15 protein-coding genes are annotated in these 13,944 nt (G+C 37.9%); 9 read left to right on the plus strand and 6 right to left on the minus strand.

The genetic code is table 11. The features are described from left to right. The 3 genes from AC1TO4_RS00005 to AC1TO4_RS00015 form a co-directional block, all read left to right on the plus strand. A partial coding sequence (locus AC1TO4_RS00005) for an IS3 family transposase (RefSeq protein WP_482103630.1) occupies nucleotides 1–670 on the plus strand: 670 nt, incomplete at its 5' end. Nucleotides 671–1,290: 620 nt separating this feature from the next. Continuing rightward, the gene (locus tag AC1TO4_RS00010) at nucleotides 1,291–2,016 is read left to right on the plus strand and encodes a 3D domain-containing protein (RefSeq protein WP_482103631.1); all 726 of its coding nucleotides are present in this window, start codon (nucleotides 1,291–1,293) and stop codon (nucleotides 2,014–2,016) included. A gap of 260 nt (nucleotides 2,017–2,276) precedes the next feature. Next, a complete protein-coding gene (locus AC1TO4_RS00015) occupies nucleotides 2,277–2,996 on the plus strand; it encodes an SGNH/GDSL hydrolase family protein (protein ID WP_482103632.1) in 720 nt (239 codons plus the stop codon). A gap of 100 nt (nucleotides 2,997–3,096) precedes the next feature. On the opposite strand, the gene AC1TO4_RS00020 is transcribed toward AC1TO4_RS00015, so the two are convergent. Next, nucleotides 3,097–3,741, minus strand: a complete 645-nt coding sequence (locus AC1TO4_RS00020; RefSeq protein WP_482103633.1) for a hypothetical protein — start codon at nucleotides 3,739–3,741, stop codon at nucleotides 3,097–3,099. A gap of 292 nt (nucleotides 3,742–4,033) precedes the next feature. On the opposite strand from AC1TO4_RS00020, the gene AC1TO4_RS00025 reads away from it, so the two are divergent. Then, nucleotides 4,034–4,381 (plus strand): VOC family protein, encoded by a 348-nt coding sequence (locus tag AC1TO4_RS00025; RefSeq protein WP_482103634.1) that lies wholly within the window; start codon nucleotides 4,034–4,036, stop codon nucleotides 4,379–4,381. 130 nt (nucleotides 4,382–4,511) lie between these two features. Further along, nucleotides 4,512–5,384 carry a hypothetical protein gene (locus AC1TO4_RS00030; protein WP_482103635.1) on the plus strand — a complete coding sequence of 291 codons (873 nt, stop codon included), beginning with the start codon at nucleotides 4,512–4,514 and terminating at the stop codon, nucleotides 5,382–5,384. Between the two features lie 161 nt (nucleotides 5,385–5,545). Here AC1TO4_RS00030 and AC1TO4_RS00035 read toward each other — a convergent pair whose 3' ends face one another. The 3 genes from AC1TO4_RS00035 to sda form a co-directional block, all read right to left on the minus strand. Then, on the minus strand, nucleotides 5,546–6,601 hold the full coding sequence (locus tag AC1TO4_RS00035) for an acyltransferase family protein (protein ID WP_482103636.1): 1,056 nt from the start codon (nucleotides 6,599–6,601) through the stop codon (nucleotides 5,546–5,548). Nucleotides 6,602–7,123: 522 nt separating this feature from the next. Continuing rightward, nucleotides 7,124–8,116 (minus strand): dipeptidase, encoded by a 993-nt coding sequence (locus AC1TO4_RS00040; protein ID WP_482103637.1) that lies wholly within the window; start codon nucleotides 8,114–8,116, stop codon nucleotides 7,124–7,126. A gap of 283 nt (nucleotides 8,117–8,399) precedes the next feature. Continuing rightward, entirely contained in the window at nucleotides 8,400–8,522 is a 123-nt protein-coding gene (sda, locus tag AC1TO4_RS00045) for a sporulation histidine kinase inhibitor Sda (protein WP_482103638.1), read from the minus strand. 479 nt (nucleotides 8,523–9,001) lie between these two features. Between sda and AC1TO4_RS00050 the strand changes: the two genes are divergently transcribed. Further along, the gene (locus AC1TO4_RS00050) at nucleotides 9,002–9,775 is read left to right on the plus strand and encodes a hypothetical protein (protein WP_482103639.1); all 774 of its coding nucleotides are present in this window, start codon (nucleotides 9,002–9,004) and stop codon (nucleotides 9,773–9,775) included. A gap of 52 nt (nucleotides 9,776–9,827) precedes the next feature. Here AC1TO4_RS00050 and AC1TO4_RS00055 read toward each other — a convergent pair whose 3' ends face one another. Together AC1TO4_RS00055 and AC1TO4_RS00060 are read right to left on the minus strand one after the other, a co-directional pair. After that, nucleotides 9,828–9,962, minus strand: a complete 135-nt coding sequence (locus AC1TO4_RS00055) for a hypothetical protein (protein ID WP_482103640.1) — start codon at nucleotides 9,960–9,962, stop codon at nucleotides 9,828–9,830. Further along, nucleotides 9,962–11,257 (minus strand): tetratricopeptide repeat protein, encoded by a 1,296-nt coding sequence (locus AC1TO4_RS00060; RefSeq protein ID WP_482103641.1) that lies wholly within the window; start codon nucleotides 11,255–11,257, stop codon nucleotides 9,962–9,964. Before AC1TO4_RS00060 ends, AC1TO4_RS00055 begins: the two co-directional genes overlap by 1 nt. A 354-nt stretch (nucleotides 11,258–11,611) precedes the next feature. Here AC1TO4_RS00060 and AC1TO4_RS00065 point away from each other — a divergent pair, with 354 nt between their 5' ends. From AC1TO4_RS00065 to AC1TO4_RS00075, 3 genes are all read left to right on the plus strand, one after another. Continuing rightward, on the plus strand, nucleotides 11,612–11,776 hold the full coding sequence (locus AC1TO4_RS00065; protein WP_482103642.1) for a hypothetical protein: 165 nt from the start codon (nucleotides 11,612–11,614) through the stop codon (nucleotides 11,774–11,776). 294 nt (nucleotides 11,777–12,070) lie between these two features. Then, nucleotides 12,071–12,499 carry a VOC family protein gene (locus AC1TO4_RS00070; protein WP_482103643.1) on the plus strand — a complete coding sequence of 143 codons (429 nt, stop codon included), beginning with the start codon at nucleotides 12,071–12,073 and terminating at the stop codon, nucleotides 12,497–12,499. 251 nt (nucleotides 12,500–12,750) lie between these two features. Further along, nucleotides 12,751–13,302 carry a DL-endopeptidase inhibitor IseA family protein gene (locus tag AC1TO4_RS00075; protein WP_482103644.1) on the plus strand — a complete coding sequence of 184 codons (552 nt, stop codon included), beginning with the start codon at nucleotides 12,751–12,753 and terminating at the stop codon, nucleotides 13,300–13,302. The last annotated feature ends 642 nt before the right edge of the window (nucleotides 13,303–13,944 follow it).

The following is a 13,944-nucleotide window of genomic DNA, read 5'->3' on the forward strand; positions in this document are numbered from 1 at the left end:
GTTGAAAAACAAAGGTATATCAGTGAACCACAAGAAAGTTCAGCGTATCATGAGGAAGCTCGGACTCAAAGTAGAGAAATTCACTCGGAAATCTCGTCGCTATAGTTCCTATCAAGGCACCGTAGGTGCTGTTGCGAAAAACCTTATTCATCGCCGTTTCTACACAAATACGGCTTATCAAAAGCTAACAACAGACATTACAGAATTCAAGTGTTCAGATGGCTTTAAACTTTATCTCAGCCCAATTATGGACATGTATAACGGAGAGATTCTTTCATACGGCATCCATATGCATCCAACTCTGGAATTTGTGATAAAACCGTTAGAAGACGCTCTTGAAATCGTAAAAGACTCAAAATACCGTACCACTATCCATTCTGATCAAGGCTGGCATTATCAGCACAGAAATTGGGTGAAGGCCCTTAAGACTCACCATGTGTTCCAAAGTATGTCCCGTAAAGGGAACTGTCTAGATAATTCACCTATGGAGAACTTCTTTAGTCTTTTGAAGCAGGAGATGTATTATGGGGTAGTGCTTCGCACATATGAGGAGTTAAAAAGAGTTATTGAGACTTACATCATTTATTACAATAACAAGCGTATCAAGAAAAAATTAGCTGGCATGAGTCCGGTTCAATACCGTCTGCATACCAGCCAATTAGCTGCATAATATAAAACTCTAACTTTAGGGGGTCACAACATATTGGTCTGTTATTTATTGTTTGTTCTTGCTTCTTATTAAATTTTAAGTACCTATTCAGTAAATACAACTCAATTCTATAATAAGACAAAGTAGATTAATACCTACGCGGTTTTTCTTGTTTTTAATATAATTACTTGGAAATATGAATTGTTTGTCTTTGTGTCTGACGCAGGTACCTCTCAATTAACGGTAACTTGATGACCGAAAAGAGCGCAAAGATAAGTGGCGAAGTCACTTATCTTTGCGCTTATTTTGTCTTTAATTGTGTAGGGTTGGCTTAGTACAAAGCGAACTTATAATGGTCAATAATAGTTTGCGGCACTACTGGGTAATCCCCAGTCGGATTTGGCGTAGTATTGTTTTTCAGCTTCCGTCGAAGGTGCCCCTATCGCGGGACAGAGAAGTGCCGCGTCTCTGTGACTAGTAGTATATGCAAAATTACCGACGACTATACAGATTGTTTCAAATAAATCAAAGAGGTGAATTGTGTCACACAATTGATATCTTCCACACACATACCTGCAACGGTAATGAAATCTTTGGGGGGTATACTAAGTTTTGGTAGTGAAGAGGAGGAAGTTCAATAAATGAAAAAACACATCATTGCACTAGCGGCAATTGCAGGATTATCAATAGGGGCGGCAGGTCAAGCATCTGCATCTAGCGTTCATACGGTAGAAACAGGAGAAACATTATGGTCTATTTCGCAAGAAGCGAATGTCAGTGTCGAAAAACTACAGGCCTGGAACGGATTAGAGTCTACTCTTATCTATCCGTCGCAACGTCTTAAAATAGAAGACAAAGTAGAAGATAAGATAAAAACATACGTCGTCGTAAAAGGTGATACATTGTTCAAAATTGCAGGGGCTCACAACGTCTCAGTGGGTGCTTTAATGACGAGCAATAATCTTTCAAGTGATTTAATCCATCCGGGCGACAAGTTAGTCTTTGGGGGTTCAAAAGCTCCTGCCTCATCTAAATCTGTTGCACAGACAACAAAAGTAGCGGCAGCTTCACCGGCAGCAAAAGAGATGACTGTGACAGCGACCGCGTATACAGCTTATTGCGACGGATGCTCAGGCGTAACAGCGACAGGAATTGATTTGCGTTCAAATCCAAACCAAAAGGTCATCGCAGTTGACCCTTCCGTAATTGCACTTGGAACGCGCGTATGGGTTGAAGGGTATGGAGAAGCAATCGCTGGAGATAAAGGCAGTGCGATTAAAGGAAATACCATTGATGTCTTTATGGAAAATGAGCAAGATGCCCTTAACTGGGGACGTAAAACGGTTAAAATTAAAGTGCTTAATTGATGAAATTGTAGGTATACATACATAATAGTATGTAATATTTCAAATGAAATAACAGCGTGAAAAATGGAACTCAGCCTTGTAAGTAAAAGGCTGAGTTTTTTGTGCGATGACTTATAAATCAGCGTTCATTTCCACGTGCGTATCCAGTGAAGATATTGGAGAAACGATCTTTGTTCGGATGAAAGTTGCCGGACCTCTTTTGCTCAAGTTAAACTAGACGTTAGACATTAGACATTTATTTATCAGAGGGGTTGAAAAGAATGCCAATCATTCGTTCTATTATAAAAAAACACTTCACAAAACAACAACAACAACCTATCGAAAGTCGTTGGGCAGGTAAGAAAGTTAACTTTCTAGGAGATAGCATTACGAGCGGAACCGCTAAAAGAAACTTTGTGACTTATGTGACCACTGTCGATCAATCCTTAAAGCTTGGGACTGCGCGTAACTATGGGATTAGTGGTGGAACGATTGCAAGCCGGGATCATTTATACCCGGGAGAGGGACTGGATGACAGATTACCCCCTGTTGTGTCGCGTTGGCAAATGATGAATACGGATGCGGATATTGTTTTCATGTTGATAGGAACGAATGATTATGCAGCACAAATTCCTCTTGGAGACCGAGACAGTATGTTGATTTCCGATTTTAACGGCTCGTTTAACATTGTACTAAGTGGCCTTAAAGCCAAATTTCCAAATGCAGTTATCGTCGTCAGTACACTTTTGAATCGCGTACCCAAACCGACGAAAACCCATCCACTCACCATAGACCAATACAACAATGCAATTTTGGATAGATGTAAAGAACACGCGATTACATGCTTTCATTTACATGAAGTGAGCGATTTGAATTTAGAGACAGACTACTTGCAAGGGATTTTTCAACTAACTTCAGATGGGTTACATCCAGGTAAAGAAGGTTCCGCAATCTTAGGAAGACGGATCGCAGAATTTATCAATTCAAACCAGAAAAGCTGAACGTCGTAAATGGATAACGCGTTCAGCTGAGAGGGGCAAAAGGAATTTTACATAAATCCGTTAGGTGAATCGTAACTGACAAGTGAAGAAATTCCCTATTTTACCTTCTTGAAATTTTTTGCCACCAACTTTTATTCCGTGCTGCTTCCTCCTTCAATTCTACTTCTTTTTTGATACCTTCCACAGTTGCAGAAACTTCTTCCATGCTTAATCGTAAATTAGAAACCCTTTCCGATTCGTGACGGTTTAACAAAAGCTTTAATTCCCCGATATTTTGCTGGTAAAGCTGATTTGATTCTTGGAGTTCCTGAAGCAAAAGCCGTTCCCTTTCAACCCTTTCTTTTTCAACATCATCTAGCTTCAAAACAACTTGCTGAAGTAGCTGATTCTGTAATACAAGCATAGATTTCAATTCGGCAACTTCTTCATTAACTGAAATCAGGTTCAAACCTTCTTCTGAATTGGAAGTTAGGGTGATGGGCAGTCCTTCAGTTTCGAGCCTCTCATTGACCACATCCAATTTATGACCGTCGTTATACAGCTTCCTGATAATCTTCAGCTTTTCTATTTCAGTAATTCTGATTCTGTATTCTCTTCCAATCTTCTTAAAGTGGATGAATTGCGCGTGATTTAGGATATAGCGTTTCAGAGTGGCGTTTGGTATGCCTGTAAGTGCTTCAGCTTCTGTGATCCCGATGTATACAGCATCATTAAGACTTGCTCCATTCACTTGTTTATTCATCATTCATGCACCCCTAATAACATATTTTGTATGAAATTCACATAACCACATCATTCATTTCAGAAAAGTTGGAATCATTCATTTACTCAATCAATATCTATTCGACAATGGACATGACTTTCCCTTTTAAAAGGAAATGATTCAACCATTTCCTTTTGTTTAATAAAAAGGTATTCGTATTATTGTGGCCGAATATAGAACATAGTACTGTTCTTGTTCCAACCTAGTGGCAGGAGAAGAAACTTTACATTAAATCGAAAACTATAGATTAAAAGACAGACAGGAGATAGATACGATGATAAAAGGTTTCGGAGGAATATTTTGGAGAACTAAGAATATGGATGTTGTGAAAAAATGGTACAGTGAAGTGTTGAAGATTGAAATAGAAAATTGGAATGGGACTGTGATTAAACCTCAATTAGGAAATGAGACTATCTTTTCTTTCTTTACCGAGAATGACAGTTATTTTCCAACAGAACAACAAGTGATGTTAAATTTCGAAGTACATGATCTAAACGAGACTATTAAGCATCTTGAACATATTGGTGTACTTCTTGAAAAGAAAAAAGAGGTTAGTGAATACGGAAAGTTTATTTGGATTAAAGATCCTGAAGGTCGACTTATCGAGCTTTGGGAGAAATAGCGGGTTGTGATCATTTGCTATTAAGTAAACGGGTGCGTTTCTACAACAAGTAGAGGCGCATTTTTAATGGGCAGAATAGTTGAAGATTATTCGGGAAAGATACCTTTAAAGAAATGGTAGGTGGACACTATTGAAGAAAACACTCTACGTCCTTTTTTGTATCCTATTTCTCGCAAATAATACGGGTGTTTTTGCGAAGCAAGCTACACCTAACCAAGATATTAATAAGTATTTTTTTGATGTCAATTTAATTAATTCGGTTAGCCAAGTGGCTGAAGTAAAGAAGGATACCAATCAACCTTTTTTGGAACAATTGAAGACGCATTCATTAGAGCATAGTGATATTGAAAACATTAAAGTTGAAAATAATTCCGGACTTCAGCGTGTATTCAGTATCAATGATGGTTTTCAAGAACGTGTACTCAGAAAAGTGGTGTACTGGCTTAATAACTCTGCCCGAGTGAAAGGAACAACCGAGGTACCTGTAGATAATCCATCCAATAAATTGACTTTAAAAATGGCAAATGGTGAAGTGATCACTATGGAACCCGCTTATACATGTGTAGTTAAAAATAAACGCAAAACCTGCACAGCTAAAGAAGGGGAATTAATCGTTGCAGAAAATAGACAAAAAGTGCGATTAAAATCACAATCTCTCTATGATTGGCTCATGGTAGGGTGGAGAAAAGAAGTGGACGGACTTACTAAAGAAGAGTTACTTGAAGAAGCATTGTTTACACGTTATTTATATCGGTTGGGCCCATCTTATTCGGAATTTTTCATGTGTCCAAAAATCAGAATGGAACCCATTGATGGGGATCCTAGGAGACATCTCATTTTTGCTAGTGCTTTAAACTATTCAGGACAACACGGTGGAGATTATGATAAACTTACTTTTTCTGTAAGTGATTCTAACCTAACAGGGTTACAAGTGACAAACGTAAAAATAAAGAAACATATTTCGCAAGAAGAAAGCGAAAAACAATGCCGAACGTTTGATTAAACGAGTGTCAATTTGATTGTTGAAATAAGGTGTTATTTGTGCTTAAATGGTGATATATAGGCATTTTAAAGACCGCTAATTCATATGTGAATTAGCGGTCTTTTTCGTGCTTTAGTTTGTATTACTCGACTGAACAAGTTAGTCAACGGAGGTTCAGCTATTTAAGTTGTAACGGGAGGCGTACGCTTTTTCGGTGAAAATCCACCGAGTAGCAGTTTTCCGTGCGGCAGCAATTTCTGAATAATGATGGAAACAACGATTGGTACGATTAATCCAAATGCTGTGAATCCAACAATTCCATACGTAAAGTAATCATTTAACAAAATATCTGTAAAGATGTGCAAGTACATAATCGTCAGTGAGTGTTTCTCAATCCATTGTAGCCAGTTGAGCGACAAGCGAGTAGCAATGAGTTGAACTACGCCAACCAGAACGAGCGTGAATGACAATGGAATGATCAAATCTAACACGAAATGTTCATAACGTAGAAATTTCATACTCAAATGATAGTCAATTACATGGAATTCATCTAGAAAATAGGCTGATATACTAACAGTCAATCCAGCGAGTAACCACCACTTCGTGACATTCATCCAAATCGACTTCAAATAATAACCAAGTGCAAAATAGACGACCGCCATAAGCGCAACATCAATGTTCCAAATCATTGGAATCGCTTGAGAAGCTGTATCTGGGGCACCACCTATGACTTGCATGGCGAAAATGCTTTCAAAATGGGCAACGATATAGAAAATCGATAAGATAACGATCTGTTTTGTACGGTTAAAGTATTTTGTCATCCATAAGAAGAAAAGGTACGTAAAGAATAGTGTAGTTACAAACCAGAATACACCGTATGCGCCACGTGCAAAACGACCGCCTACTACAAGTGTCCAAAAGTCATTTGCATACCAAGCCAGGTCCATATTGCCTGAACCAATTTCGATTCCATAACGGATTGTCGTGATTGCTAACAGGAAAAACAAATAGGGTACGATTAATTGCATAAAGCGTTTGTGAATCGTTAACTTCATAAACCCTTTTTCTAACGCGGGTTTGAAAAACAAGCCACTCAAAATGAAAAAAGCCGGCATGTGGAACCAATATATATATTTTGCGAGCGGAAAATCGAGTTGACCGGGATAATGACCAATGACGACAAGAATCATTAAAAATCCTTTCGTGACATCCACCCAGGATAAACGTTTCTTATTCATAATCAATCTCCTCTAAAAGTGACCTAATTCCATTATACTACCAATTCGCTGAGTCAAACGTGATGTAACACGATTGACTCAGGATTGAAAGAAAGATGGAAGCAATTTCATAAAGAGGGAGGGGGAGTGTAGATTTTAAATTCGGGGAATAAAGCCAGACGTTAGAAATTCCGTTAAAATAGGATTCGGCTACCACTTTTACGCGCCTGCGCTGGTTATTTCTTGGCGATGGAGAAACCATAGAAGTGGCGGTAGCGCCCGAAATTATATCTTCGGGCGCTTTGAAAATAGATTGAGAAGCATCTATTCTTTCATTCTAAAAAGCAACCACCCTTTTACCTAGCCCATTTTAAGGGAGCGACGGACAGCTAACGGGTACAAGATTACCGAAAAGAGGGCTAAGAGTAGTGACGAAGTCACAACTCTCAGCCCTTGGTCTATCGATAATCCTGTATCGGTCACGTTGTCTAAAGCGAACCGAAAGGAAAGTGGCCAAGTAGAAGTCCGCAACACATTACCTCTTCATTTCAACCTCTTACTCATAAAGCTGAAAGCATTATCGAAGCTAATCCCCTCCAGCTCATTTTTGGAAAAACCTCTCACTGCCATGCGTTCCAGCAAATCGGGAATTTTGGTGCAGTCCTCCAGTCCGACTGTACGCGGGGATTTGGATACTAAATCATACGCAGACAAATAATCGAGAAAGTCAAAACCAAGCGCGATGTGTTGAGGTCCAACGAGGTCCGCTATGTACACCGCATGGTCGACAAAACGGTCCAGCGTAGGATTCACTTTGTCGATAAAACCACTGAACGCATTCAATCCAATGATTCCGCCGCCCTCGGCAATTGCTTTCATTTGAGCATCCGTCAAATTCCTTTCATGCGGGCATAGGGCAATTGCATTGCTATGCGATGCAATGATTGGCTGATTGGAAATCGCATGCATATTCCAGAAAGACTTTTCGTCCAAATGGGAAGCATCGAGGATCCAATTGAGCTCATTCGCTTTCCGTACCGCGAGCTCACCTAAAGTTGTCAGTCCTCTCTTTGCAGGTTCGTCAGCTGAACCCGTACCGCTTGCAAGAAGATTCCATTCATTCCATACGAAAATGGACTGTCTGAATTTGTTAGCATGTAATTCATCGAAAGCGGCATTGATATTACTTTCGAATGAATCTTGTCCCCAGTGTTCAAGAAAACGCATTCCTTCAATCCCTAAAAAGAGATTAATCTTCCCCGAACGCGTCGCGTCTTTCATGTCATCGGTAATTAGGCAAACATTAGCATGTATAGACGAACGCAAATCATCCAACACATGCTTTAAAATCGTCTGGAAACGCGTAAAAGGATCTTGACGGAAAGCGGATTCAACCCAAATTACACAACAAATTGAATCGACACCGCCTTTTTTCAATTGCGGATAATGAATTCGGTCGAATACATCAGTTTCTCCGTTACTCCTTCTCCATGCGATGTCCGTAAAAAGATCTGAATGGATGTCGAAAACTTTCATATCAATCTCTCCTCGCTTAAGTGATTTCCATTTTAATGGCGCGTCTCTGACTCTGTCTAAAAGTAGTATACGAGCGACAACAATATACAGGGGGAGAGGGGTGCAAACTGGGTAGAGAAGAGATTGACGTACTCGTAGAGGATATAAATGAGAGAACAATTACAGTCGTTCAGTAAAAAAAAGTAAGCACCGGGTTTTCGGCAATCTCATTTAACAATGAGATGGTAGAAATCCTGGTGCTTTTTTGTGAGGGCTATCCTCTTTCATTCAGATAAAAGTCAAATTAGATCTTTAAAGAACGCCGATGAATTTCTTCTTCCAACAACTCGATAAAGTGAGGATTTAACTTAATGTCTTTTGCTTTGAAGTAAGATTTAATCAATAAGTCATTAGGTAATTTTTTCAACTGGGATTACACCTCCGATTTTTTTAACATATGTGTACTAAACTGAAATGTTGAGACATAGATTGGAGAATAGGGCAGAACTAAGCTGTACACTAAATCTACCAAAGATTAGGACTAAGAACAACCGTTCTCTTATCCACAGGTGGTGGTGGATAAGCTGTTCAAAACATGTTCGTAATGAGTGGCAAAGCATTGCTAGCCATGGGTATAAGGTTAATAACCTTATCCACAGTTGTTGGAATTGCGAAATTTGTCGAAAGATTTAATTAGTTAATAAATCCTTTTGAGTCCATTCCGCGGCTTGAAGGAATTTTTTTTTGCCTACATATGAATCGAGCTAGCTAGTTAATCATATAAGGCGGGCGGTGAAGAATAGATTGGTGTAATGCGTGTGTAAGATAGTTAGAAAATAGTGTGCCTGAAGGGGGAGGCAAAGTGCAGCAAGTAGGGGGGAAAGTAAAAAGTGAAGGGGAATCGGATTGCACTGCATAAATTGTGGACATAAACAAAGTGAAGGGAAATTTTGTGCAACGTGCGGAAACGCATTAAGCATCGAATTCATCGAAGTTCAGCAAACAATGAGCAGAACGGCAACGAAACCTGACATAAAGTCGATAGAAAAGGTTGAATTGGTCAAGGTGGCCATGAAAGCGTACTGGGTCTATTTTGTAAACCATTTGAAACGTCCTTCTGATGCCATGGACCAGGGGGAAAAGGTATTAAGAAACGGCATTGTTACTATCGTCATTCAATCAATATTAATAGGGCTTTTCTTGTTCACATTCATGAATAATATACCAATTTTTATTTATGGGTTTCCCTACGAAGCTTCATTTGTTGAGGTTATGGTTAAATCGTTATTACTTAGCTTGGGTTGTACGGCAATTTCCATCGGTTCATTGTTTATCACGCTTAAATTTCTTGGGCCCGATCAGTCCTTAAAAAACATTGCAGGCATTTACGGAACACAGCTAATACCATCGACATTCCTCATTCTAATCGCACTTATTTTCCTCCTGTTAAAAGCGTATGCGTTCGGAAACGTATTGCTATCCTTCGCACTTTTAATTGCATTTCTTATTGTGCCACTGTACATTCTTATCAAGTTCGTGCGACAAGATTTATCGGCAGTGGATCCACTCTACTGTGTAGTCGTTTATGTCGTCATTGTTGGGATTGCTTTTTCCATTTTATATATCCTTTTAGGCGACTACGCAATAGGGAGCATGATGAGTCGATTGGTATTGTTTTAGTACCGCCGATAAAAAAAGAAGGAACAACTCGTTAAGAGTTGTTCCTTCTTTTTTATGCTCTTTGGTCGACTGTGAAGCTTGATGTTTTGAATAGCTCAGGAACTCGATCTTTTGAAGCATAAGCTTGATTGACAGTAACTCCACTCAAAATTGTAACTAGTAATAGAATAGATAACAGTTTCTTCATTATAAATCCTCCCATGTTTTTATTTTTCTATATAAATATCCATATCTATTAGCTTCTTGAAAGTAAATAGATGATAGTTTATATTTTCGATTACGGTAATACCATTCGGCGAGTGCAATACAGTATTTATGAACATATTGATAATCCTGTATCTTTTTGAAGTACTCAATCGCTTCCTCGGCAATTTTTTCGGACAAACCTTTTTCACTGTAAATTGATTTGAATATATTGAAATGGTGATAATACGAAATGGCGTATTTATCTTCTAAATGGGAAATCAATTCTATGCCTTCATTACACCACTCATTAACAAGCTTCTTATTATCTAGCTTTGAATACTCAATTACTAAACAAAATATTGAAATTAGTGGTTCATCATCATTGTTTTTATATTCAATACTTTGTTTATAGTAACTTATAGCTTCATCACTATTGCCTATTATACTGGAAAGTGCACCAAGATTGTGGTAAACAATTCCTTTTTCGTGGTGCAAATTAAATTCATCACATATTTGCATTGCCTTTAAATAGGATTCATATGCTTCTTGAAATTGTTCATTTTTCTTTTTGGTGATTCCAATTAGTATATAGCACTCTAATACTCTCTTCATTAAAAAGTTTTCTCTAAAGTATTCGAGTGCATTTCTAATATATTCAATGGAGGTGAAAATTCGGCCATCCGCTGTAAATACTACCCCAAACATAAAATTCATTTCTGCTTTTTCCCAATCTTCTAGTAAAATATCATCAATTAATAATAACACATTTTCGAAATACTCAATCGATTTATTGCGATTTTCAATCGAATAATTATAGATTGCTTTATTTACAGTTAATAAGTAAATTTGCCGTGGATTAAAGTCTTTACATGATTCTTCTAAGTAGTTTATTTCTTTTTTTAGTTCATCAAAATCCATACCTGAAATGATTCGGAACCGTAAAACGATTAGAAGGTAAGTGTAGTAGAGCGATTGGTTTTCAAATAGTGGACTACAATTCAGTAGATAATCTAGTTTCTGTTTAGTCAAGCTCACGTCTCGACTCGTAATTACTTCTTTATAGGTCTCATTGAGCATTCTTTCAAAATCTAGCTCAGTTTGCAAATCATTTTTTTGTAACTTCGAAGGATCTATACCTAATCGATTAAATAATAATGTAACGACGTCTTCACTAGGGAATATCAAATTCCGTTCGATTTTGGATAAGTAAGAAGGCGTGCAGATTCCTTTTGCTAAAACTAATTGTTTCATTTGTTGTCTGATTCGTTCTGCCCTTATTAAATGTCCAACTTTCATTAGCGAATCCCTCTCTTTTAAATCATAGTTCATACGTAGCATTAATCATACCATTTTAATGTGGGAAATAAATTAGATAAACACTCAAAAAATGCATAATTCCGAAAAAAATGTCCCAACTTAATTGAATATTATTCTAGCCATATAAATGATATTGTTGAGTAAGAGAGCGAGGGATAGTACGCATGCGAATTGAAGACATTTATTTTGATGAAGCTGTTATGCGAAATAAAAGACAAAAAGCTACTATCCAAAGTAGGAATAAAGAAATACGAGTTCGCAGCCCAAAAGTGATTTCCTGTATAGTGAAACGCATATTTACCTGCTTATCATTCTTTCGAAGGGAGTGAGATTATGCCCATGGAAACGCCAAATGACCAAATTGAAGTTGACTTAAAAGACATAGATTTATATGAAATGAAAATAGAACTGATGGCATTTTTGGATAAAATGAAATCAAATGGATTCCTGGAATCAGTCGAATTCCGGGATAGTCCATTTGGCATCAAGCAAATCTAATTTTCTTATTGAAAGCGCAACATCCACAAACTTATCGACGGTTTGTGGATGTTGCTTTTTATGATTATGTATTAATCAAAACCCGAATTAGAATCTACCGCTTTAATCAGTTTAAGTTTCTTTGGTTGACCATCCACCTTCAGTCAGATTCATGTAGTCCTAAGGACCAATCACTCCAGATAAACCGCGAAGCTCTCACTCACCAGTTCTAGACAACCCACAGGACATCCACATCATCGAAGTGTTATAATAGTGTGACAAATAAATGTAATGTAAATTGAAGGAGTGAATGGAATGGCTATTGATGTTTACCTAAATTTTAACGGAAATTGTCGTGAAGCGGTATTGTTTTACGCGGAGGTTTTTGGAACAGAAGAACCCAAAATAATGACTTTTGCAGAAGCACCACCTAATCCGGAATATCCCCTTCCAGAAGAAGCAAAAAACATGGTTATGCACACTCGTTTAAATATTCAAGGGAGCAATGTTATGTTCTCAGATGTTTTTCCCAATATGCCCTTTGTTGTGGGGAACAATATAAGCCTTGCGGTAGTCAGTAAAGACCAGGATGAGATTAACGCCATATTTGGTAAACTGAAAGAAGGTGGGAACGTGGGCATGGAACTTCAAGAAACGTTCTGGAGCAAAAGCTACGGTATGGTAACGGATAAGTTTGGAATTGAATGGCAAGTTAATTATGACAATGGAGAAACTTTCATGTAATTCGTCATTTTTACGAATTGCTATTTCATTTTGGAGAGTAAAAACGCAATGCGCATAGATAAAGCGCACTGCGTTTTTTTATTTTCACCATTTATCCGCTACATTCGAATCATTTTGAAATTACCTAGCTACTGTCCCGCATATATATAATCGTCTAAGTTTATCATCATAGGACTTTAATCTAAGTGTTGCAACTTCATTGGGAAAACCGTACATCCATTTCATTGAATGAAAAAAAGAGGAGTGGTTTCATGAAGTTGAAAAGACGTTGGATACTTGGCATATCTCTTCTGCTTTTCTTGTGTACTGCATGCCGACAAACGAGTGATGAAACAATCACAAAAATTGAAGTTCCTCCGGCACAAGCGGTGGAGATTGCGGCGGGATGGGCAGCGACGGAAAGTCTAGTGCAGGCAGGCGGCGTCTATGAAGAGGGGGAATATCAGAGGTTCAATGATAAAGGGAAGACGTATCGATATATGGCCAGTCAATTGGACACGAAGAAGGAATTACGGGCTGAACTTGAAAAGTGGCTAACAAAAAAAGTTGCTAAACGCTATATAAAAGAGCATGGTTTTATTAAACAAAATAAGAAGTTGGCGCAAATCGAGTCGGATGGAGGATCCCTTCTTGAGTGGGAAGTAGCAACAGCAGTGTTGGTGAAATCGAAAAAAAACAAGTATATATTTGAGTTAAGTGTACCGATAGGCTATACGGGTACTTACGATAAATTCGAAGTCACATACGAATACGTGAAAAAGTCCGGTTGGCGTATTAGTAAACTGCCGAATTATGTGGATTAACCAGGATAGACGCTTCGGCTATCACTTTTATGCGCCTGTACTGTGTGATAAAAAAGTTCCGATTCATTCATTACCGTGTGTGAAGTGCCTTTATCGAAAACTGCACCCTTTTGGTATCGATCAAACACAGGTGCAGCTTCGGTAATTTTATCGATTTCGTAGTAGAAGCTTCTGTGAATGAAGGAAAAGCTGCGATGAAGAGTAATAAAAATAGAGTGGATTTTTTCAATCGTTAATATGCCCCTTTTGTCTTTGTTCTCTTTCTATATAATAGTTAGAAAGTCGGAAACTAGCGAGGACTAATTGGATTTTATTACTGGCTTATAACTCTTGGACTTATCAACATTTGTAGTGGACAGATTGTGCATAACAACCATATTATGCATGAAAAAATAGAAAAGACGGTTTTTTTGCTGTTAACAACTTTATCCACAGAGAGAAATAGCGTATATAAGCTTGAAAAAGTGTCTGTATTTTGCGTTAACTCAAGTGGGTATAAAGCTGTTCACCTTCAACACTTATCAACAAATAGGCTTTATAATAATGTGTATATTCTGATTGAAAAGACCCAACAGATATTTGAGGGAAATAGAAAAAATCGTACTTGGAGTGATGTAAATTGAATCTACAAAAACCTAAAAA

The organism is Sporosarcina sp. Y838 (assembly GCF_056786515.1).

Bases quoted from the DNA above. Each gene is read 5' to 3' on its own strand.
- AC1TO4_RS00010 (WP_482103631.1), top strand. From the start codon at position 1,291: ATGAAAAAACACATCATTGCACTAGCGGCAATTGCAGGATTATCAATA.
- AC1TO4_RS00015 (WP_482103632.1), top strand. From the start codon at position 2,277: ATGCCAATCATTCGTTCTATTATAAAAAAACACTTCACAAAACAACAA.
- AC1TO4_RS00020 (WP_482103633.1), bottom strand. From the start codon at position 3,741: ATGATGAATAAACAAGTGAATGGAGCAAGTCTTAATGATGCTGTATAC.
- AC1TO4_RS00025 (WP_482103634.1), top strand. From the start codon at position 4,034: ATGATAAAAGGTTTCGGAGGAATATTTTGGAGAACTAAGAATATGGAT.
- AC1TO4_RS00035 (WP_482103636.1), bottom strand. From the start codon at position 6,601: ATGAATAAGAAACGTTTATCCTGGGTGGATGTCACGAAAGGATTTTTA.
- AC1TO4_RS00040 (WP_482103637.1), bottom strand. From the start codon at position 8,116: ATGAAAGTTTTCGACATCCATTCAGATCTTTTTACGGACATCGCATGG.
- AC1TO4_RS00055 (WP_482103640.1), bottom strand. From the start codon at position 9,962: ATGAAGAAACTGTTATCTATTCTATTACTAGTTACAATTTTGAGTGGA.
- AC1TO4_RS00060 (WP_482103641.1), bottom strand. From the start codon at position 11,257: ATGAAAGTTGGACATTTAATAAGGGCAGAACGAATCAGACAACAAATG.
- AC1TO4_RS00065 (WP_482103642.1), top strand. From the start codon at position 11,612: ATGCCCATGGAAACGCCAAATGACCAAATTGAAGTTGACTTAAAAGAC.
- AC1TO4_RS00070 (WP_482103643.1), top strand. From the start codon at position 12,071: ATGGCTATTGATGTTTACCTAAATTTTAACGGAAATTGTCGTGAAGCG.
- AC1TO4_RS00075 (WP_482103644.1), top strand. From the start codon at position 12,751: ATGAAGTTGAAAAGACGTTGGATACTTGGCATATCTCTTCTGCTTTTC.